The organism is Bradyrhizobium vignae (assembly GCF_004114425.1).
GTDB lineage: Bacteria > Pseudomonadota > Alphaproteobacteria > Rhizobiales > Xanthobacteraceae > Bradyrhizobium > Bradyrhizobium vignae.
Map to the genome: position 1 here is coordinate 54,583 of NZ_RDQF01000006.1, position 19,324 is coordinate 73,906.

General features: G+C 65.8%; 20 protein-coding genes. 15 read left to right on the forward strand and 5 right to left on the reverse strand.

Going from position 1 to position 19,324, the window contains the following annotated elements; translation table 11 throughout:
• Positions 1-161: 161 nt before the first annotated feature.
• Genes EAV90_RS06990 through EAV90_RS07000 form a run of 3 tightly spaced genes read left to right on the forward strand, consistent with a single transcriptional unit; the run spans position 162 to position 3,136 of the window.
• Positions 162-2,045: a PAS domain-containing sensor histidine kinase gene (locus EAV90_RS06990; protein ID WP_162500361.1), complete on the forward strand. Its 1,884-nt coding sequence runs from the start codon at positions 162-164 to the stop codon at positions 2,043-2,045.
• Complete coding sequence (locus EAV90_RS06995) at positions 2,038-2,739, forward strand: peptidoglycan-binding domain-containing protein (protein ID WP_129142967.1); 702 nt, start codon at positions 2,038-2,040, stop codon at positions 2,737-2,739. Before EAV90_RS06990 ends, EAV90_RS06995 begins: the two co-directional genes overlap by 8 nt.
• 52 nt (positions 2,740-2,791) lie before the next feature.
• Entirely contained in the window at positions 2,792-3,136 is a 345-nt protein-coding gene (locus tag EAV90_RS07000) for a DUF1491 family protein (protein ID WP_129142968.1), read from the forward strand.
• A 155-nt stretch (positions 3,137-3,291) separates the two neighbouring features.
• On the opposite strand, the gene EAV90_RS07010 is transcribed toward EAV90_RS07000, so the two are convergent.
• Positions 3,292-4,269, reverse strand: a complete 978-nt coding sequence (locus tag EAV90_RS07010; RefSeq protein WP_129142970.1) for a DUF2336 domain-containing protein — start codon at positions 4,267-4,269, stop codon at positions 3,292-3,294.
• A gap of 252 nt (positions 4,270-4,521) precedes the next feature.
• Between EAV90_RS07010 and EAV90_RS07015 the strand changes: the two genes are divergently transcribed.
• Together EAV90_RS07015 and EAV90_RS07020 are read left to right on the forward strand one after the other, a co-directional pair.
• Positions 4,522-4,710: a hypothetical protein gene (locus EAV90_RS07015; protein ID WP_122404144.1), complete on the forward strand. Its 189-nt coding sequence runs from the start codon at positions 4,522-4,524 to the stop codon at positions 4,708-4,710.
• A 16-nt stretch (positions 4,711-4,726) separates the two neighbouring features.
• A complete protein-coding gene (locus EAV90_RS07020; protein WP_122404143.1) occupies positions 4,727-5,488 on the forward strand; it encodes a hypothetical protein in 762 nt (253 codons plus the stop codon).
• A gap of 48 nt (positions 5,489-5,536) precedes the next feature.
• On the opposite strand, the gene EAV90_RS07025 is transcribed toward EAV90_RS07020, so the two are convergent.
• Complete coding sequence (locus tag EAV90_RS07025) at positions 5,537-6,424, reverse strand: LysR substrate-binding domain-containing protein (protein ID WP_129143086.1); 888 nt, start codon at positions 6,422-6,424, stop codon at positions 5,537-5,539.
• Between the two features lie 134 nt (positions 6,425-6,558).
• Here EAV90_RS07025 and EAV90_RS07030 point away from each other — a divergent pair, with 134 nt between their 5' ends.
• The 5 genes from EAV90_RS07030 to EAV90_RS07050 all read left to right on the forward strand — a co-directional run bounded on the left by EAV90_RS07030 (position 6,559) and on the right by EAV90_RS07050 (position 12,268).
• The gene (locus EAV90_RS07030) at positions 6,559-7,320 is read left to right on the forward strand and encodes an SDR family NAD(P)-dependent oxidoreductase (RefSeq protein ID WP_129142971.1); all 762 of its coding nucleotides are present in this window, start codon (positions 6,559-6,561) and stop codon (positions 7,318-7,320) included.
• 17 nt (positions 7,321-7,337) lie between these two features.
• Complete coding sequence (locus tag EAV90_RS07035; RefSeq protein ID WP_129142972.1) at positions 7,338-8,183, forward strand: transketolase; 846 nt, start codon at positions 7,338-7,340, stop codon at positions 8,181-8,183.
• Positions 8,180-9,190, forward strand: a complete 1,011-nt coding sequence (locus tag EAV90_RS07040) for a transketolase family protein (protein WP_129142973.1) — start codon at positions 8,180-8,182, stop codon at positions 9,188-9,190. The genes EAV90_RS07035 and EAV90_RS07040 overlap by 4 nt, the downstream gene beginning before the upstream one ends.
• Positions 9,191-9,353: 163 nt before the next feature.
• Positions 9,354-10,379, forward strand: a complete 1,026-nt coding sequence (locus EAV90_RS07045) for a TRAP transporter substrate-binding protein (RefSeq protein WP_129142974.1) — start codon at positions 9,354-9,356, stop codon at positions 10,377-10,379.
• Positions 10,376-12,268 carry a TRAP transporter large permease gene (locus EAV90_RS07050; RefSeq protein WP_129142975.1) on the forward strand — a complete coding sequence of 631 codons (1,893 nt, stop codon included), beginning with the start codon at positions 10,376-10,378 and terminating at the stop codon, positions 12,266-12,268. Before EAV90_RS07045 ends, EAV90_RS07050 begins: the two co-directional genes overlap by 4 nt.
• A 19-nt stretch (positions 12,269-12,287) precedes the next feature.
• On the opposite strand, the gene EAV90_RS07055 is transcribed toward EAV90_RS07050, so the two are convergent.
• The 3 genes from EAV90_RS07055 to EAV90_RS07065 form a co-directional block, all read right to left on the reverse strand.
• Positions 12,288-12,866, reverse strand: a complete 579-nt coding sequence (locus EAV90_RS07055) for an amino acid synthesis family protein (RefSeq protein ID WP_129142976.1) — start codon at positions 12,864-12,866, stop codon at positions 12,288-12,290.
• A gap of 8 nt (positions 12,867-12,874) precedes the next feature.
• Positions 12,875-13,738, reverse strand: a complete 864-nt coding sequence (locus EAV90_RS07060; protein ID WP_129142977.1) for a fumarylacetoacetate hydrolase family protein — start codon at positions 13,736-13,738, stop codon at positions 12,875-12,877.
• Positions 13,739-13,831: 93 nt separating this feature from the next.
• Positions 13,832-14,533, reverse strand: coding sequence for an FCD domain-containing protein (locus tag EAV90_RS07065; protein WP_063690882.1), 702 nt, complete (start codon positions 14,531-14,533; stop codon positions 13,832-13,834).
• 108 nt (positions 14,534-14,641) lie between these two features.
• Here EAV90_RS07065 and EAV90_RS07070 point away from each other — a divergent pair, with 108 nt between their 5' ends.
• From EAV90_RS07070 to EAV90_RS07095, 5 genes are all read left to right on the forward strand, one after another.
• Positions 14,642-15,634: a zinc-dependent alcohol dehydrogenase family protein gene (locus tag EAV90_RS07070; RefSeq protein ID WP_129142978.1), complete on the forward strand. Its 993-nt coding sequence runs from the start codon at positions 14,642-14,644 to the stop codon at positions 15,632-15,634.
• 11 nt (positions 15,635-15,645) lie between these two features.
• Entirely contained in the window at positions 15,646-16,548 is a 903-nt protein-coding gene (locus tag EAV90_RS07075) for a VOC family protein (protein ID WP_122404135.1), read from the forward strand.
• 130 nt (positions 16,549-16,678) lie between these two features.
• Positions 16,679-17,656 carry a tripartite tricarboxylate transporter substrate binding protein gene (locus EAV90_RS07080; RefSeq protein ID WP_122404134.1) on the forward strand — a complete coding sequence of 326 codons (978 nt, stop codon included), beginning with the start codon at positions 16,679-16,681 and terminating at the stop codon, positions 17,654-17,656.
• Positions 17,657-18,141: 485 nt separating this feature from the next.
• On the forward strand, positions 18,142-18,375 hold the full coding sequence (locus EAV90_RS07090) for a hypothetical protein (RefSeq protein WP_122404133.1): 234 nt from the start codon (positions 18,142-18,144) through the stop codon (positions 18,373-18,375).
• Between the two features lie 42 nt (positions 18,376-18,417).
• On the forward strand, positions 18,418-19,305 hold the full coding sequence (locus EAV90_RS07095) for a DUF1259 domain-containing protein (protein WP_129142979.1): 888 nt from the start codon (positions 18,418-18,420) through the stop codon (positions 19,303-19,305).
• The last annotated feature ends 19 nt before the right edge of the window (positions 19,306-19,324 follow it).

Below are 19,324 nucleotides of genomic sequence, written 5' to 3' on the forward strand. Positions count from 1 at the left end.
GACGTCGCCAAATCGTCTAAAAAGCTCCGCGATAACGCGGTGTCCGGCCGCATGCGGCGCCGCCTTAGCACTCGTTTAAGGTCGCTCTGACACGGTGGCTCAACGACAAGGAGGCGTTCCGGCGCGTCTTCCAAAGACGATTGAGCCGAAGCGCGAGACCCGTGACAGTTTTGAGTATCATCCGCGATTGTCTCGATGCACTGCTGCATCCCTCCGCGCGCTACGATGCGCTGATGCGAGCGCGCCATCGCGCCTTCATGGCACCGCGGCTGCTGGGCAGTCTGGCAGCTTTTGCCGCATTCCCTGTCTATCTCGCCATGCGTGGCGCGCCGAGCGCGATCGAGGTTGCGGCCTTTGCCTGGCTGATCGCGCCAATCATGTTGTCCTGGTTCCTGTCGCGCACCGGCCGTTACGAGGGCGCGCACGTGCTATCGTCGCTGGCGCTCGCCGGAATGATCATGGCGGTCGCGGTCACGACGGGCGGCATCGAATCATTCGCCGCGGTCTGGCTGGTCGTGGTTCCCCTCGAAGCTGCGCTGTCGGCCTCGCGCCGCGTCGCGGCGTTCGCCTCGCTGCTCGCGCTGTCCTGCGCCGGGATTCTGATCCTGATCAGCCAGCTCGGTTGGTTGCCGGTGCAGGAGCCGAGCGCGGCCGAGCGCGGCGTGCTGATGGCCTTCGGCGTCACGTCCGCGACCCTCTATGCCGCAGGCCTCGCCTTCGGCGCGGAATCGCTCGCGCGCACCAGCGTCGCGCTCTTGTCGCGCGAAGAGGAGCGTTACCGCCTGCTGGCGCGCAACATGAGCGACGTGATCTCGCGGCATCAGCGCAATGGCGCGGTGCAGTTCATCTCGCCGGCTGTGGAGACCATGCTCGGCATGCAAGTGGCGCAATTGCTCGGCCACGGCCTGTTCGACCGCGTCCACGTCGCAGATCGGCCGGCCTATCTCACGGCACTGTCCGACGCGGCGCGCGGCGACATGCGCAGCGTCGAGTTCCGGCTGCGGCGCGAGCCTGTCGGTTCCGAGCGCGGTCAGGTCGATTTCATCTGGGTCGAGATGCGCTGCCGCCCGCTCGATCAGGATCTGGGCCGCCGGGATACTGATCGTGGGTCCACGCGCGAAGCCGAAGTCGTCGCCGTGATGCGCGACGTCACCGACCGCAAGCTTTCCGAGCAGGCGCTGGATCAGGCGCGCAGCGCCGCCGAGGCGGCCGATGCCGCCAAGACGCGTTTCCTCGCCACCATGAGCCACGAGCTGCGCACGCCGCTCAACGCCATCATCGGCTTCTCCGAGATGATCGCGCAGGAGCAGATCCTGATGCTGGGTGCGGCCCAGCGCAAGGAATACGCCCAGCTCATCAACGATTCCGGCCAGCATCTGCTCTCGGTCGTCAACGGCATCCTGGACATGTCGAAGATGGAATCGGGCAATTTCGAGATTTCGTCGGAGCCGTTCGCGCCGCGCGCCTCGCTGCTCCATTGCTGCAATCTGCTGGCGCTGAAGGCGCGGGAGAACGGCATCGACCTGATCACCGACGCGCCGCAGGACCTGCCCGTCATGACCGGCGATCCCAGGGCCTTCAAGCAGATCGTGCTCAACCTCGTCGCCAACGCCATCAAGTTCACCGAGCGCGGCGGTCAGGTCTGCGTATCAGCCGGCGTGTCTGGTTCGCAGCTGACGCTGCGCATCAGCGACACCGGCGTCGGCATCGCACCTGACGACCTCAAGCGCATCGGCGCGCCGTTCTTCCAGGCCGGCAAGACCTATCAGCGCCGTCACGAAGGCACCGGCCTCGGACTTTCGATCGTCAAGAGCCTCGTGGCGTTGCATCTCGGCGAATTGACGGTACAAAGCAGGTTGGGCGAGGGCACCGCCGTCACCGTCAAGCTTCCGCTCGTCTACACGCCGCCGCAAGACAGGCTGGTCGATGACAAGGCGAACGCGAGCAAGATCGCGATGCTGACGCCGGCGTTGCGCCAGGACCTTCAAGACCAAACTCTCGACCAGTCTCAGGACCAACCCGCTCTGGTGAAGAAAAGTGCCTAAGAAGTCTGCGAAGGACGAAGCCGCTCCGCGCCGCCGCGGCGCCAAGACCGCGGTCGTTGACGTCGACACCGAGCGCAATCTCGTGATGCGCGTGCTGCTGCACAGCCCCAAGGATACGCTGGCCGGCCTCGTCGCCGTCGCCGCGATCACTGCGATCGTTGCCAATGCGCTGTTCCTCCAGACCGGCCGGCACCCCGCGCCGATGTTCGGCACGGTGATCAATCTTCCCGCGCCGTCCTCGGTGCCGCTGTCCAATCCCATGCCGCGTCCGCGCCCCGTCGGCGCCGATACCTCGCCGCTCGAGCCGAGGGCGACGGAGTTTCGGGTCGAGCCGAAGCCTGTCGAGCGTGCCGCCGAGAAGGCGCCCGAAAAGCCCGTCGAGGCGACGGCCTCGACGCGTTCGAACGATCCGATGACCAATCTGGTCAAGGCCACGACCGCGACGCCGCCCGCGGCCTTGCGTCCGCCCGCGCCGATTCCGGCGCAAAGCGCCGCCGCGCGACGTATCGCCGGCGTGCAGCGCGCGCTGTCCGAATATGGCTACGGCAATTTGAAGATCACGGGCGCCATGAGCGGCGAGACCCAGTCCGCGATCCAGAAGTTCGAGCGCGAGCACAAGATGCAGGTTACCGGGCAGGTGTCCGATCGGCTGCTGCGCGAGCTCGCCGCTGCGATCGGCCATCCCGTCGAATAGCCGCACGAGCTGAGGCTGGCGTGAGACCTCGCGCTGGCCTATCGTCGGATTCATGCGTTTGAAATCCAACATTTGGGTGGCGGCTTACTTGCGCCGCTGCCAGACCGAGGGCGTGTTCGGTGCCGTGCGGCGTCGTGGTGCCGAGGAGGCGGGCGCGGTGTTCGTGAAGGTGTCGCTGCTCGACGGCAATGCGATGCTGTATGCGCCGGCGCCGCAGACCGTCTATGACGACGGTCGGCCCATCGATCGCCTCTTCGTGCCGGTCGCGCCGCAGCCTCTGCCGGAGCACACGATCGAGGAGCGGCTGACCAAGGAGATCCGCTTCGATCCCGACGCGTGGATCGTCGAGACCGAGGATCGCGCGGGCCGGCATTTTCTGGAATTGGCGAAGACGTAGCTGTCGCCACAACGTCATTGCGAGCGCAGCGAAGCAATCCAGAATCTTTCCGAGGAGGGACTCTGGAGTGCTTCGCTGCGCTCGCAATGACGAGATTGGAAGTCGTTTCGTGCCTAACGCTCAGCGTCGCCACCTGCTGAGGCGGCGCGAGCAAATCAGCGATCCGACGATCCGCCGGTCCCGGTGCGCACCGTCGGACTGGAGCCCGGCTGTACGCCAGGCCGCGTCTGGTTCGCGCCCGCGCGCGCCCGCTGGCGTTCGCCGTCATGCAGTGACGGTTGATACTTCGCCCGCGTCACCGCGAGCGTCGAGCCGCGCCAAGCCGCCACCATCACCAGCGCCGAGCGGTCGCCGAGGCGGTCGTAGAGCCGCGACAGCCGGTACACGGCGTTCACGGACGTGCCGATCTCGGGCTTGAAGAACAGCAGGATGCGCTGGAAGACCGGGCTAGGCATGTCGAGCGCGCGCGCGGCAACCGCGAGCGCCTCGCCGCCGGCATCGTCGACGATCTGGGCTGCGACGCGCGAGGGCAGGATCAGGCTGTCGCCGAGCTCGAAGGTGAAGTTCTCGGCGTCACCCGCGATCGCCGCCATCTCCAGGATCTGGATCGCGCGCTTGGCGCGCGCGGTCGGAATGCGGGGAGCGGCCTTCAGCGGGGTCTGCGCCAGATTATGCAGGATCAGCGCGCGCTCGGAGGCGCCGGCGCGGAAGAACATGTCGTGGATCTCGGCCGCCTCCTTCGGCTGCATCGCCATGTTCGAGGCCATGCGCTGCTCGGCCTCGCTCGGCGCGCGCGCCGGAGCGGGTGCGTGGGGCGGAGCGGGAATCTCCCGCGCCAATGGAATCCTGCGGCCTTCCTGGGTCGCGACCAGCCCGAGCTTCTGCAGGATCGGGACGGGCGTCTGCGGATAGACCGCGAGCCGCGCCTTGACGGCCGCGCGCGTCGCATCGTCGACCTGGTCGATCAGCCGCGTGGCGAGCTCGACGAACTGCCGCTGCTCGTCATCGCTGTGGGTGCTGGTCTGGACATAAAGGTCGGTCAGCACGCGCAGCAGCGTCGGACGGACATCGACACCTTCGCGACGGGACAGGGTCATCAGCCCGTCGAATCCGGGAAACAGCGACTTGGTCATGGAGGCGTACGCAACTCGGGAAAGATACTTGGGGCGAGCCTAGCGCAAGTTCTTTTAAAGCCTCGTTAAGGAAAACGAGGCGTGAAGCCGGCCCTGCAATTTGAGGCGTTGTCGTGCCGCAACGGGACGGCGCGCCCGTCCGTGCGGTTACGGTCCACGGGACGCGTTTACACCCCGTTAACCATGAGCTGATCTTAATGAATGCATGTTGCAGGGGCGCGTTCGGTCGCGCGGCAATTGAAGAGAGCTGGCATGGGGACCATCATCGAATTTCCGGCCGGTCGCCGGGTGGGCTCGTCGGGGGATGTCGCTCCGCGCGTGGACATGGGAACGGTCCTGATCCTTCCCGTGATCCGCATCGAGCGTGAGGCGGACGAAACCAGCGGCGATCGCGGGCCGGAGCAGGGCGCAGCGCCGGGGCGCCGTCGCCGCCGTCGCTGACATCCGGTTTCATGCGATGCCGGACTCCATCCGCCAGATCCGGCCTGTGCTGTCGGCCGTCCTGCTCGCGCTGCTCGCAGCGACTCTCGGCGCGTGCAGCGGCGGTGATTTCGGCCGCACCCGCGCCGACATGCGCAGCGACGACATGCATCGCTGGCTGGGCGCGGAGGTCACCTCCAGCGTCGGCGTGACGCCCTCGCAATTCCAGCTCACCGACGAAGAGCGCCAGCTGCGCGACCTCGCTTATCCCATGATCGAGCCGCCGTTGTCTCGGCCCGCCTGGAAGAGCGTGTTCGGCGACTACAAGCCGCTGCCCTCGCCCTGGCGGCAGAAGATCGTGTTCGACCGTACCATGTACGGCCGCACGCTGATCGACGAGCCGCACCGCTCGCATTCCTCGCGCTATGCGCAGCTGATCGAGGACGTCCGCAACGACATCACCCGCTTCGAGCCGTTTTTTGCCAGCGCGATCCGCGTCATCGATCTCGACAGGAAACGCAATGCCAGCATGGCGCGCGTCTCTGCGCTGTCGCCGAGGGAGAGGGACGACGCGGTCGCGCGCATGCAGGAGAACTCGCTGATCATCCAGTGGGTGCAGCAATGCCTGGAGCAGCGCATCTCGTCCTACCGCTGGGCGCTGGAACGCCTGGTGATCCAGGCCCCCGACGGCATGGCCGCCGATGCCGACCGACTGATCGGCGAACTCGCCGCCCAAACCGCCAATCCGCCGGTCCAGGCACAGCCGCCTTACGGACGCGCGGTCGTCTCGAAGGGCTGACCGGTCCTGCCTGCGCGTCTGCCACCGATGCACAGTATCAAGCGCCGGTCAAAGGGAGCCGCCGGCTCCAATCTCACGCGTGATCCACGCGGCGAAAACGCGGACGGGCCGCCGCTGCCGGCTTGCACGCGGAAAGACGAGATGATGGCCAACATAGCGGATATCGACCGAGCGTCCGGCGAGGGGGGCGACCAATCGCCTGGTCGCGATTTCCTGTTCGGCCAGCCGGGTTGATTCCAGCGTCACGCCGAGGCCGCTCGACGCCATTGCGATCGCCAGGAAGCTGCGATCGAAGCGCATGCCGTGAATCGCCGGCGCTTCGAGCCCGTTGGCGGTGAACCATTGATGCCACTGCACCTGCTTCACTTCCGAGCGGATCAGGACCTGATCGAACAGGTCCTTCGGCTTGCGGATTTTCTTCGCCAGTGCGGGCGTACAGAGCGGCGTCACGGTCTCTTCGCCGAGCGGAATGACTTCGACCCCCTCGGCTCTCGGCTGTCCATACACGATGTCGATGTCGAAATCGTCGTTGCTGAACCGGGCATATTCGGTGTTGGCGGCGAGGCGTACCTCGAGCTTGGGTTCGGCGGCCATGAAGCGGGCGAGGCGCGGAGCGAGCCACTGGGCGGCAAAGCTCGGTGCGCAGTGCACCCTCAGCAATTGCGGGCCGCGGCCGGCGACCTCCTCGATGCCGCGGCGCAAATTATCGAAAGCGGCGCCGGCATGGCGCATCAGGTTCTCGCCCGCTGGCGTCAGGCGGACCGCGCGGGCACTGCGTTCGAACAATATCGTGCCCATCGCGCTTTCGAGCTTGCGAATAGCGTGGCTCACCGCGCTCGGCGTCAGATGAAGCTCGTTCGCCGCATCGCGGAACGAGCCGGTGCGCGCAGCCGCCTCGAAAGCGCGGACAGCGGATATCGGGATGCTGGATAGCAGCATCCGACGAGTGAACCAAATTCACCCATGCAAGACAACAGCGCGTTTGTCGGAAAGCGGGCAGGGGCATTATCAACCGGTCAAGAACAATGGCGCCCCTCGGGAGCCTCGGCACAGCCTTCAGGGAGGATCAGATGCTGCTTCGCGGCAAGACTGCAATCATCACCGGCGCGGCTTCGCCGCGGGGCATCGGCCTTGCCACGGCCCGGCGCTTTGCCGCCGAAGGCGCCCGGGTCGCCATTCTCGACATCGATGGTTCGGCGGCGGAAGACGCAGCGCGCAACCTCGAACCCGTCAATGGCCAGCCGCATCTCGGCCTCGCCTGCAACGTCACTGACAAGGACGCCTGTATCAAGGCCGTCGAGGCGGTCATCGGAAAGTTCGGCCGGATCGACATCCTCATCAACAACGCCGGCGTGACCCAGCCGGTGAAGCTTCTCGACATCACGCCGGAAGATTGGGACCGCATCCAGGACGTCAACCTCAAGGGCATCCTGTTCCTGTCGCAGGCCGTGATCCCGCACATGCAGAAGCGCAGAAGCGGATCGATCGCCTGCATGTCCTCCGTCTCCGCCCAGCGCGGCGGCGGCATCTTCGGCGGGCCGCATTATTCGGCGGCCAAGGCCGGCGTGCTCGGGCTCGCCAAGGCGATGGCGCGCGAGTTCGGGCCCGACGGCATCCGCGTCAATTGCGTGACGCCCGGCCTGATCGGCACCGACATCACCGCAGGCAAGCTCACGGACGAGATGCGGGCGAAGATCCTCGAGGGCATACCGCTCGGACGGCTGGGCGAGGCCGCCGACGTAGCCGGCATCTACACTTTCCTCGCCTCCGATCTGTCGGCCTACGTCACCGGCGCGGTCATTGACGTCAACGGCGGCATGCTGATCCACTGAGCGAGGAGGGGAGACACATGGCAACACCGACACTCGCAAATGCGCTGACGCTGGCACAGCGCGCCCGCAACATCCGCCGCAATGCCCTGCTCATGGGCGAGGTTCAGGGCCAGGGCTATATTGCGCAGGCGCTCGACATCGCCGACGTGCTGGCGGTCGCCTATTTTCACGCGATGCGCTTTCGGCCCGAAGATCCCGCCTGGGAGGAGCGCGACCGCTTCCTGCTCTCGAACGGACATTATGCGATCGCACTTTATGCGGCGCTGATCGAGGCCGGGATCATCCCCGAGGCGGAGCTGGAAACCTACGGCTTCGACGAGAGCCGTCTGCCGATGTCGGGCATGGCCTCTTACACCCCGGGCATGGAGATGTCCGGCGGCTCGCTCGGCCTTGGGCTCGGCATCGCCGTCGGAATGGCGCTCGGGTTGAAGCGCAAGAAATCCGCGGCGCGCATCTACACGCTGTTCTCGGACGGCGAGCTCGACGAGGGCTCCAAATGGGAGGCCATCATGTCGGCGGCCCATCACAAGCTCGACAATCTGATCGCAATCGTCGACGTCAATAATCAGCAGGCTGATGGTCCCTCCAAGCAGATGCTCGGCTTCGAACCGCTGGTCGACAAGCTCGAAGCGTTCGGCTGGTTCGTGCAGCGCGTCGATGGCAATGATCTCGCCGCCGTGGTGGGTGCTTTCGATGCCGCGATGGCACATGCCGAGCCGAAGCCCCGCATGATCGTCGCCGACACCTTGATGGGCAAGGGCGTTCCCTTCCTGGAGCAGCGTGAGAAGAATCATTTCATCCGCGTCGAGCCGCATGAATGGCAGCTCGCGCTGTCTGAACTGAACGCGGGAGAGCAGCCATGAAATCCGCCGGATCGAGCTCTTCGGCCAAGCCGCGCCTGACCACCTCTGCGATGATCGCTTCGATCGCGGCGGAAGGGCAGCGCACCAAGCCCGCTCCCTTCGGCCACGCGCTCGTCGAACTCGCCCGCAGCCGCGAGGACGTGGTCGGCATGACCGCCGATCTCGGCAAATACACCGACCTGCACATCTTCGCGCAGGCCTTTCCCGATCGTTACTACCAGATGGGCATGGCCGAGCAGCTCCTGTTCGGCGCAGCCTCCGGACTCGCGGCCGAAGGCTTCATGCCATTCGCGACAACCTATGCGGTGTTCGCCTCGCGCCGGGCCTACGATTTCATCCACCAGACCATCGCGGAAGAAGACCGCAACGTGAAGATCGCCTGCGCGCTGCCCGGCCTGACCTCGGGCTACGGACCGAGCCATCAGGCGGCCGAGGACCTCGCGTTGTTCCGTGCGATGCCCAACATGACGGTGATTGATCCCTGCGATGCGCACGAGATCGAGCAGATCGTGCCGGCGGTCGCTGCTCATCGTGGACCGGTCTATATGCGGCTGCTGCGCGGACAGGTGCCGCTGGTGCTCGACGAGTACAACTATCGCTTCGAGCTCGGCAAGGCCGCGCTGCTGCGCGATGGCGGCGACGTCCTCATCATCTCCTCGGGCATCATGACCATGCGCGCGCTGGAGGCGGCGCAGGCCTTGTCGGATGACCGCGTCAACGCGGCTGTCCTGCACGTGCCGACGATCAAGCCGCTCGACACCGAGGCGATCCTGCACGAGGCCGGCAGGCCCGGCCGCCTCGTCGTCGTCGCCGAGAACCACACCGTGATCGGCGGTCTCGGCGAGGCCGTGGCCTCGCTCCTGATGCGTTCGGGCGTTCATCCGGCATTCCGCCAGATCGGACTTCCGGACGAGTTTCTCGCCGCCGGCGCGCTGCCGACGCTGCATGATCGCTACGGCATCTCGACCGCCGAAGTGACGCGGCAGATCAAGGAGTGGCTGCGCTAGCCCGCAGCCACCGTTCACCATCGACCAGGCCAACATGCTTCGCAGCGCTGCTGTGGAGAGGGACAGCTGCCGTCCAATGCCGGTGCACCGAGGGCCGGCCGGCAGCCACGGCAGTGGCGAAAGCCATCGCTGCAGAACAATCCAAGCTCAACAGGAGGAATAGATGATTCCGCGGAAACCAATCACCCTCACCCGTCGCAAGCTGCTCCTCGCCGGCGCGGCCGTGCCGTTGTGCGCCATTCTCACGCGTCCCGCTTCGGCCGCCGAATTCACCTACAAGCTCGCGACCGGTCAGGATCCGACGCATCCCGTCAATATCCGCGCCAAGGAAGCTGCCGACCGCATTCGCGAGGCAACGAGCGGCCGGCTCGAGATCAATCTGTTCCCGGCCAACCAGCTCGGCTCCGATACCGACCTGCTCACCCAGGTCCGCAACGGTGGCGTCGAGTTCTTCAACCTGTCGTCGCTGATCCTGGCGACGCTGGTCCCGGCCGCGGGCATCGTCAATCTCGGTTTTCTCTTCACCAGCTATGATGCGGTCTGGAAGGCGATGGATGGCGAGCTCGGCGCCTACATCCGCGCGCAGATCGCGAGGACGCCGATCATGGCGGTATCGAGCCCCTGGGATAACGGCTTCCGCCACGTCACCTCGTCCGGCCGCGAGATCAGGACGCCCGAGGACCTCAAGAACTTCAAGCTGCGCGTGCCGGCCGCCCCCAATCTGACATCGCTGTTCCAGGCGCTCGGGGCCGGTCCCGCGCCGATCAACTTCAACGAGGTCTACTCCGCGCTCCAGACCAAAGTGGTCGACGGTCAGGAAAACCCCCTGCCGATCATCGCGACCGCCCGGCTCTACGAGGTGCAGAAAACCTGCTCCCTGACCGGGCATGTCTGGGACAATTACTGGATCCTCGGCAACAAGCGTGCCTTCGAGAAGCTGCCCAAGGACGTGCAGGCGATCGTGACGCGCGAGTTCGACCGTTCGGCCAAAGACGAGCGCGCCGATATCGCGAAGCTGAGCGAATCGCTGCGCGCGGACCTCACCGCCAAGGGCATGCAGTTCATCGAAGTCGACCGTGGTGCGTTCCGGCAGGCACTCGCCAAGACGAGCTTCTACTCCGATTGGAAGGGCAAGTTCGGCGAGGAGGCTTGGGCGCAACTCGAGAAGGCGGCGGGCAAGCTGTCATGACGGCGCGCAACCATACGCCGAGCATCGACGAAGGCGCCGCTGTCGCGGAACCTCAATCCGGTGTGCGCCTATGGGCCGTCAGGGCCAACAAGGCGCTTGGTCATGTGGTTGCGATCCCGGCTGCACTGCTGGTGCTGGCCGAGATCGTCGTGCTGTCGGCCGGCATCGTCGGACGATATGTGTTTCACGCCCCGATCATCTGGGCGGACGAGCTCGCCGGCATCTTGTTCCTGTGGCTCGCCATGCTGGGATCGGTGATCGCGTTCCAGCGCGGTGAGCACATGCGGATGACGGCCATCATCGGCATGCTCAGTCCCGACGCACGCGCATTCCTGGACGTCGTTGCCGCCGCGGCATCACTGGCGTTCCTGCTGCTGGTGATCCACCCGGCTTACGAATTCGCGGCCGACGAGGTGTTCGTCACCACGCCGGCGCTCGAGATCGTCAACAGCTGGCGGGCGGCGGCGTTACCCGTCGGAATCGGATTGATGCTGATCGCGGCTGTCCTGCGGCTCGTCCGCATCTCGGGCTTGCGCAGCCTGCTCGCAGCCGTCGCGCTCGTCGCCGGCATCATCGCCGCGCTCGTTCTCGTCGCACCGGTGCTCAAGCCGCTCGGCAACCTGAACCTGCTGATCTTCTTCGTGGTCATCGTCGGCGCCATGGTGCTGGCGGCGGTGCCGATCGCGTTCGCCTTTGGACTTGCGACCGTCGGCTATCTCGCGCTGACGACGAACACGCCCGATGTCGTCATCATCGGACGCATGGACGAAGGCATGAGCCATCTGATCCTGCTTGCGGTGCCGCTCTTCGTGTTCCTCGGCCTGCTGATCGAAATGACCGGCATGGCGCGCGCCATGGTCGGCTTCCTCGCCAGCCTGCTCGGGCACGTGCGCGGCGGTCTGCATTACGTGCTGGTCGGAGCGATGTATCTGGTGTCGGGCATCTCGGGCTCGAAGGCGGCGGACATGGCCGCCGTGGCGCCCGTGTTGTTTCCCGAGATCACCAAGCGCGGCGCCAAGCCCGGCGATCTCGTCGCGCTGCTCGCGGCAACCGGCGCCCAGACCGAGACCATTCCGCCGTCGCTGGTGCTGATCACCATCGGCTCGGTCACTGGGGTGTCGATCGCCGCCCTGTTCACCGGCGGCCTGCTGCCCGGCATCGTGCTCGCCATCGGCCTCTGCACCGTGGTGTGGTGGCGATACCGGGGCGAGGACCTGTCGCATGTGAAGCGGGCGACGTGGAGGGAGATCGGCCGCGCCTTCGTCATCGCCATTCCGGCGATGGCACTGCCCTTCGTCATCCGCGCCGCGGTGGTCGAGGGCGTCGCGACCGCGACCGAGGTGTCGACGATCGGAATCGTCTACGCGGTTCTCACCGGACTGCTGATCTATCGTCAGTTCTCCTGGCGCCGGCTCTATCCGATGCTGGTGGAGACCGCGTCGCTATCCGGCGCGATCCTGTTGATCATCGGCGCCGCGACCGGGATGGCGTGGGCGCTGACGCAATCGGGCTTTTCGGCCTCGCTCGCAAAGTTCATGACGGCGCTGCCGGGCGGAACACCTGTCTTCCTCGGTGTGACCATCCTCGCCTTCGTCATTCTCGGCAGCGTGCTCGAGGGCATCCCGGCCATCGTGCTGTTCGGGCCGCTGCTGTTTCCGATCGCCCGCCAGGTCGGCGTGCATGAGGTGCACTACGCCATGGTCGTCGTGCTCGCCATGGGCATCGGCCTGTTCGCACCGCCGTTCGGCGTCGGCTATTACGCGGCCTGCGCCATCAGCCGCATCAGTCCCGACGAGGGCATCAAGCCGATCGTCGGCTATATCGTCGCCTTGCTGATCGGCACGCTGATCGTCGCGGCGATCCCGTGGATCTCGACCGGTTTCCTGTGAGGCGGAGACGGGCGGCGCGTCAGCGCTGCCCGTCGTGCACGGAAATCTCCGACGCCTTGAGGCCGCCGATGCGGGCGTGGGGGCGGCCGCCGGTCGCCATCACGAGGCCGAAAGCGATCTCGTCACGCCGTGGTGCATCCCACAGCGTCATCTCGGCGGTGCCGAAATGGCTGCGGACATAGGCGGCATGGATGTGACCGAGCGGCACCATCAGGCGCGTGCCTGCGCCGCCGATGGTCTTCGCCGCCGGCACGATCGCCTTGGGCTGTCCCAGCACTTCGCGCATGCCGTGGCCGCCGGCTTCGTGCCAGACGGCGCCGTGCTCGAGCTCGCCGTCCTCGCCGACGATAATGACCTTGCCATAGGCTTCGATGCGCTGGGCGCCGCCGAGCTGCGCGATCAGCCCGGATGCGAGCTCGCGTCCGAGCTCACGCAAGGACGCCTGGAACGGCATCAGATCAGGCTCATAGTGACCAGCGAAGGGATTGCGAACGACTGCTATGGCCGTCCCGACCAGCAGCGGCTTCTCCAGCCGCGGGCCGCGCTCGTGCCAGACGGTCTCGACGCTGAGCGCGGTCTTGCGAGTGTCGTGGGACATGCCGCGTCTTATGCCTCGTCCACGACGGGATTGCGGAGCACGCCGATGTTCTCGATCTCGACCTCGACCACGTCGCCGGGCTTGAGGAAGATCGGCGGTTTGCGGGTGAAGCCGACGCCGGCGGGCGTGCCGGTGGCGATGACGTCGCCGGGCACGAGGTCGAAGATGGTCGAGCAATATTCGATCAGCCGCGGGATCGAGAAGATCAGCATCGAGGTGTCGGAGGACTGCACGGTCGCGCCGTTGACGCGGGTCTCCAGCTTCAGCTTGGTGGGATCGCCGATCTCGTCAGGAGTAACCAGCCACGGCCCGAACGGGCCGGTGCCGACGAAGTTCTTGCCCGAGGCGATCTGCTGCGCGTGGCGCTGCCAGTCGCGCACGCTGACGTCGTTGTAGATCGAGTAGCCCGCGACGTGATTCCAGGCGTCGGCCTGGCTGATGTGGCGGCCACCCTTGCCAATGACGACGGCGAGCTCGCCCTCCCAGTCGAAATTGTCGGAGACCTTGGGCCGGATCACCGGCGCGTTGTGCGCGACCTGCGAGCGCCAGACCCGCAGGAAGATCGGCGGAAACTCGGTGATCTCGCGCTTCATGCCGAACGCCACCGCCTCATTGTGGTGGTCGAGATAGTTGCGCACCGCGCAGACGATCTTCTCCGGCCGCGGGATCACCGGCAGGTATTTGATATCGCCGAGCGCGAGGGTCGGCTTGTGCCCGGCGACGATGGCCGCACGGCGTGCGTAGTCGTCGCTGCCAAGGAAGTCGGCGAGCGTGGGGTACTGGGGCAGGGCGCGGCTGAGATCCACCACGCCATTTTCGACAACGGCGCCCCAGCTTTCCCGATTTCCGTCCAAGAACGACAGCAGCTTCATGGTTCCGTCCCAAGGTTTTGATTTTCGATGAGACGCATTATTTTCGAAAATTATCCGCGACGCAAGCCCGGAGCGCGGAAATGCTACCCGCCCCTATTCGGCGTCGAGCAGATGGCCGGCGTACGTCGCGACGTTGTCGGAGGTCGAGCGGATATGCGCCTCGATCAATTGCACGGCGAGATCGGCATTGCGCGAGATCGCGGCCTGCATGATGGCCTGGTGCTCGCCGGCCTTGTCGCGCGGGCGAGGCCGGAAATTGGCCGAGAGGTGCCGGTAGCGCTCGGCGCGATCGAACAGCTCGGCGCGAATGGCGAGCAGCGTCGCCGAGCCGCAGGCGGAGACCAGCGCCTGATGGAACTGGCGATGGGCGATCTTCCATTCGGGATCGCGCAAGGGATGTTCGGGATCGCGCTGCTCGATCCGCTTCAGGCGATGCAGCGTCGAGATGACAGCGATTTCCCAGTCATCGTCGCCGCGCTCGATCGAGCGGCGGATCAATTCCACCTCGATCAGGACGCGGGCATCGGTGACCTCCACCAGATCCTGGCGGCTGACCGGCGCGACGCGGAAACCGCGCTGCTCCTGGGCGTCAACCAGGCCTTCGGCGGCCAGCGCCGTCAGCGCCTCACGCAGCGTCGTAAAGCTCGCGCCAAAGCGTTCGCGCAGCACGTCGAAGCGCAGCGGCTCGCCCGGCGCGAGGCCGCAGGCGATGATCTCCTCGCGCAGCCGATGGGTGATGTCGGCGGCGATGGTCTTGCCGAATTCCTTGCGGGGGCGAATGGCGCTGTCGGGCATGGGCCTGCCAATGAATCGATGGCTCAAGATGCCGCGGCAACGACCATCTTGCAATAATTTTCGTAAACGGTATGATTTTCGAAAATATGATCTGGGGAGCATAAACAAATGAGGGCAGTGCTGGTGCGTCAGCCGGGCGGGCCGGATGCACTTGAGGTGGTCGAGCTTCCAGTGCCCGTGCCGGGCGCAGGCCAGGTGCAGATCCGGGCCGAGGCGTTCGGGGTCGGGCAGCCCGACGCGCTGATCCGGCGCGGCGTCTACAAATGGATGCCGCCATTGCCGGCCAATCCCGGCAACGACGTCGCCGGCCGCATTTCTGCCCTCGGCCGTGATGTCGAGGGCTTTGCGATCGGCCAGAAGGTACTGCTGAGCGCGCGCGACCTGTCTCAGCGCGGCGGCTGCTACGCCGATTATGTGGTCGCACCCGCAGATGCCATCCACCCGCTGCCCGACCATGTCGATCTGCAAGCCGCCGTGTGCCTGTCGAACTACCAGGTCGCCTACGCGCTGCTGCACGAGTGCCGCCATCCGCGCGCGCCCAAAAGCGTGCTGGTGATCGGGGCTGCCGGCGGCGTCGGCACCGCGCTTGTGCAACTGGCAAAGCTCGCGGAGATGACCGTGATCGGTACGGTCTCGACCGAGGAGAAGGCCGCGTTCGCGAAGGCGAACGGCGCCGATCACATCGTCTTCTACCGCAGCGAGGATGTGGTGGCGCGGACGCGCGAATTGACGAAAGGCGAGGGCGTCGGCCTCGTGCTCGATCATGTCTGTGGGCCGGAGTTCACCGCCTATCTCGGCGCGCTCGGCAAATGGGGCACGCTGCTGTCGTACAATGCCTTCGCCGGATTGCCGGAAGAGAATCTGATGGCGGCGATGCGCAACCATCTCGACATCTGTCCGGCCGTGCGCTGCTTCTCCTTCCACATCTACGACCATGATCGCGACGGCCGCCGCGCCCTGATGCGCAGCGTGATCGAGGCGCTGAGCCGCAATGCGATCAAGCCGGCGATCTCGGCGGTGCTGAAGCTCGACGAGGTCAGGAAGGCGCATACGCTGCTGGAGCAGGGCTCCGCGCTCGGCAAGATCATCATGACGCCATGAGGGGGTGGACGATGACACAAGCGCCCATTGCACGCTTTACCCGGTTGCGGCACGCGACCTTCACCTCGCCCGATCCGGAGCGGCTGCTCGACTATTACCGCGTCGTGATCGGTCTCGGCCTCGTCGCCCGTGATGGTGGCCGCCTATTCCTCGCCAACGAGTCCGAGCAGCTCTCGCTGGTGATCGAGCGAGGGGACGCCGCGCTGCAGAGCATCGCCTTCGAGATATCCCCCGATGTCCAGATCGAGGCGCTGGGCGCAGCGCTGAAGCAGGCCGGCTTGCGGCCCGAGCTTCACAGCGATCCCCTGCCTGGCGTGTCCCGGCTGCTGTCCTTCAGCGACCCCGAGGGAACGCGCTTCGAATTGATCCAGGGCTGGACGCCGACGCCCGCGCAGGAGCGGATCGGCGGGCTCGCCGTCGCCAAGCTCGGCCATGTCGCGCTGCGCACGCCCGATCCGCAAGCCGCTTCGGAGTTTTATGCGAACGTGATGGGCCTGCGGGTCTCAGACTGGATCGAGGACCGCTTCGTCTTCATGCGCAGCGGCTTCGAGCACCACACGCTCAACTTCGCTCGCGCGCCCGTGCGCAACCTGCATCATTTCGCCTTCGAGCTACGGGGCCCGGACCACATGCATCGCGCCTGCGATCATCTCGCGCGGCACAAGCTGCCCGTGCTCTGGGGCCCGGTTCGTCACGGCCCCGGCCACAACACCGCGATCTACCACCGCAATCCCGACGGCCATCTGGTCGAACTGTTCTGCGATCTCGACCGCATGACCGACGAGGCGCTCGGCTATTTCGAGCCGCGCCCGTGGCACCGCGATCGTCCGCAGCGGCCAAAAGTCTGGGTCGGCCTGCCGCGCGACGTCTGGGGCATGGCGCCTTCGCCGGAATGTACGGAGTTCGCGCGCTAGACATGATCCGGAAAAGTGTGAAGCGGTTTTCCGAATAGATCATGCTCACACTTTAACGAATTTGAGTTCGAACGAGAGATCGCCGCACGCGCTGCGGCCAAAGACATAACAATCAAGGGGAGAAGCATCCATGCGTGGGATGAAGCGACTTGCTGCGGCCATTTTTCTGCTGAGTGGTTGCCTTGCAACCACTCTTGCGGCGGCGGATAACTATCCATCGCGCCCGATCCGCCTGGTGCACGGATTTGCCGCGGGCGGTGCGGCCGATGCGCTGTCGCGCATCATCGCCGACGGGCTCTCGAAGAAGCTCGGGCAGCCGATCATCGTCGAGGCGAAGCCCGGCGCGGGCGGCAACATCGCGGCGGATGCGATCGCAAAGGCCGCGCCCGACGGTTACACGATCGGTCTCGTCACCGGGGCGCATGCGATTTCCGCGGCGACCTACAAGAGCCTCGCCTACCAGCCCGCCGAGAGTTTCGAGATGATCTCGACGCTGGTCTATTACGCGCTGGTCATCGCCGTGCGCAACGACTACCCCGCAAAATCGCTCGGCGATCTCATCACCATCGCGAAGGAGAAGCCGGGTGCACTCAGCTTCGGATCGGTCGGCTTCGGCAGCACGCATCATCTCGCCGGGGAGCTGCTGAACGCGGCGGCCGGCGTCGAGATCGTGCACGTGCCGTATCGCGGCGATTCGCAATCCATCACCGCGCTGCTCGGCGGCGAAGTGCCCATCATCGTCGGCACGCCCGTCCTGCTGGCGCCGCAGATCCAGAGTGGTGCGATCCGCGGCCTCGCGGTGACCTCGCCGACGCGCACCGCCCTGCTGCCCGATGTCCCCACGGTTCAGGAAGCCGGCATCAAGGGCTACGACGTGCGCACATGGGCAGGGCTCCTGGCTCCGAAGGGCACGCCGCCTGCGATCATGGCGACGCTCAATGCCGCGACGCTCGAGGTGCTCAGGGACCCCGAGATCAAGCAGCGTCTCGAGACGGCTGTCGGCGGCGAGGTCCGTGGCAGCTCGCCGGCGGAGATGAAGGCGCTGATCGAGACCGAGATCGTCAAATGGACCGGGGTGGTGGAGCGGGCGAAGCTCCCGAAGATCTGATCTGCGAAAGCTTGCCGCTGCTCCGCTATGCGCCCGAACCCACGCCTGTCGTCCGGAGCATGCGTTGCCGTCCGCGCGATTGCGGCCGGTGCCTCCTCGGGAATCGCAAAGCACGAGCTCGCGTTGATCTCGCACAGCACGTAGCTGTCGGCGCCGGCCGCATCGACATGGTCTTCCGGTTTCAAGAGTGCTGTGGTTCCAAACGAAGCATGAAATTCTTTGTGAGGATTCCCGGGAAGGGGTGAGTTGACAGCTCGGCCAGCCGGTCTTCTACTCGGCCTGTCGGGGATGTGCGATCTCCCCGTGAGGCGACATGCCCAAGAATCGCGTCCTGATCTTCACCAGGGACGCCGCATGTCATCCGACACCCCGATATCATCCAACACATCATTTCGGCTCGTCAGTCCGGCGCGGCGCGCCGGACTTGTCGATGCGTAACCTTGCGAAACGGACTTCACCTGGGGCGGGGACACAGGAGAACGACCATGCGCACACGGACAATCCTCCACGCTTTCCTCATTCTGGCGCTGACGGGCGGCGCTTCGGCCGCACGCGCGCTGACCCAGGACGAACTCATCGCCAGGATCAAGGCGGCTGGCTACACCGAGGTCAGCGACATCAAGTCGACCGCCGAGGGAACGACCGCCAAGGCGATCAAGAACGGCAAGCAGGTGCGGCTCGTTGTCGACAGCAGCGGCCAGATCAAGGAGCGGAACTGAGACGGCTCCGGAAACCCAATTCGAGCTCAAGGGAAGAGATCAATGCGCAAGACAATCTCGGCGCTGATGGCCATCGGCGCCTGCTTCATCGCGACCGCTCATGCACAGGATGTCGACTGGCAGAAAGTCGATGATGCGCTCGGCCGTAAGCCGGCCGTCACCGGCGATGTGCATCGCTACGGTTTTCCCCGCACCGACCTCACGGTGACGCTCGATGGCGTGACCATCAAGCCGGCGCTGGCGCTCGGCGGCTGGGTCGCGTTCAAGCCGGCCCATGGCGGCGTCATGGCGATGGGCGATCTGGTGCTGCTCGAATCCGAGATCAGCCCGGTCATGACGAAGATGATCGCGAACGGGCTGGAGATCACGGCCGTGCACAACCATCTGCTCGGCGCGAGCCCGGCGACGTTCTACATGCACGTGGCCGGACACGGCGATCCCGTCAGGATCGCAACGGCTCTCAAGGAGGCGCTCGCCGAAAGCAAGACGCCGCTCTCCGTGCCGGCTCCCGCGGCCCCGCCGTCTGCCGTCGATCTCGACACCGCGCAGCTCGACCAGATCATCGGCGTCAAGGGACAGGCCAATGGCGGCGTCTACCAGTTCAACGTGCCCCGCCGTGATCCCGTCACCGAGCAGGGAATGCAGCTGAGCCCGGTCGGGCCGCTGGGGGTTGCGACCGCCATCAACTTCCAGCCGACCGGCGCGGGCAAGGCGGCCATCACCGGCGACTTCGTGCTGACCGGCGACGAGGTCAACCCGGTGATCAAGGCGCTGCGATCGCATGGCATCGCCGTGACGGCGTTGCACAGCCACATGCTGGACGAGCAGCCGCGCCTGTTCTTCATGCATTTCTGGGCCAACGACGATGCGATCAAGCTCGCGAGCGGCGTGCGTGCGGCGCTGGACAAGACGGCCAGCACCAAGAGTTGAGCTCAGGGGAGGGAGCTAC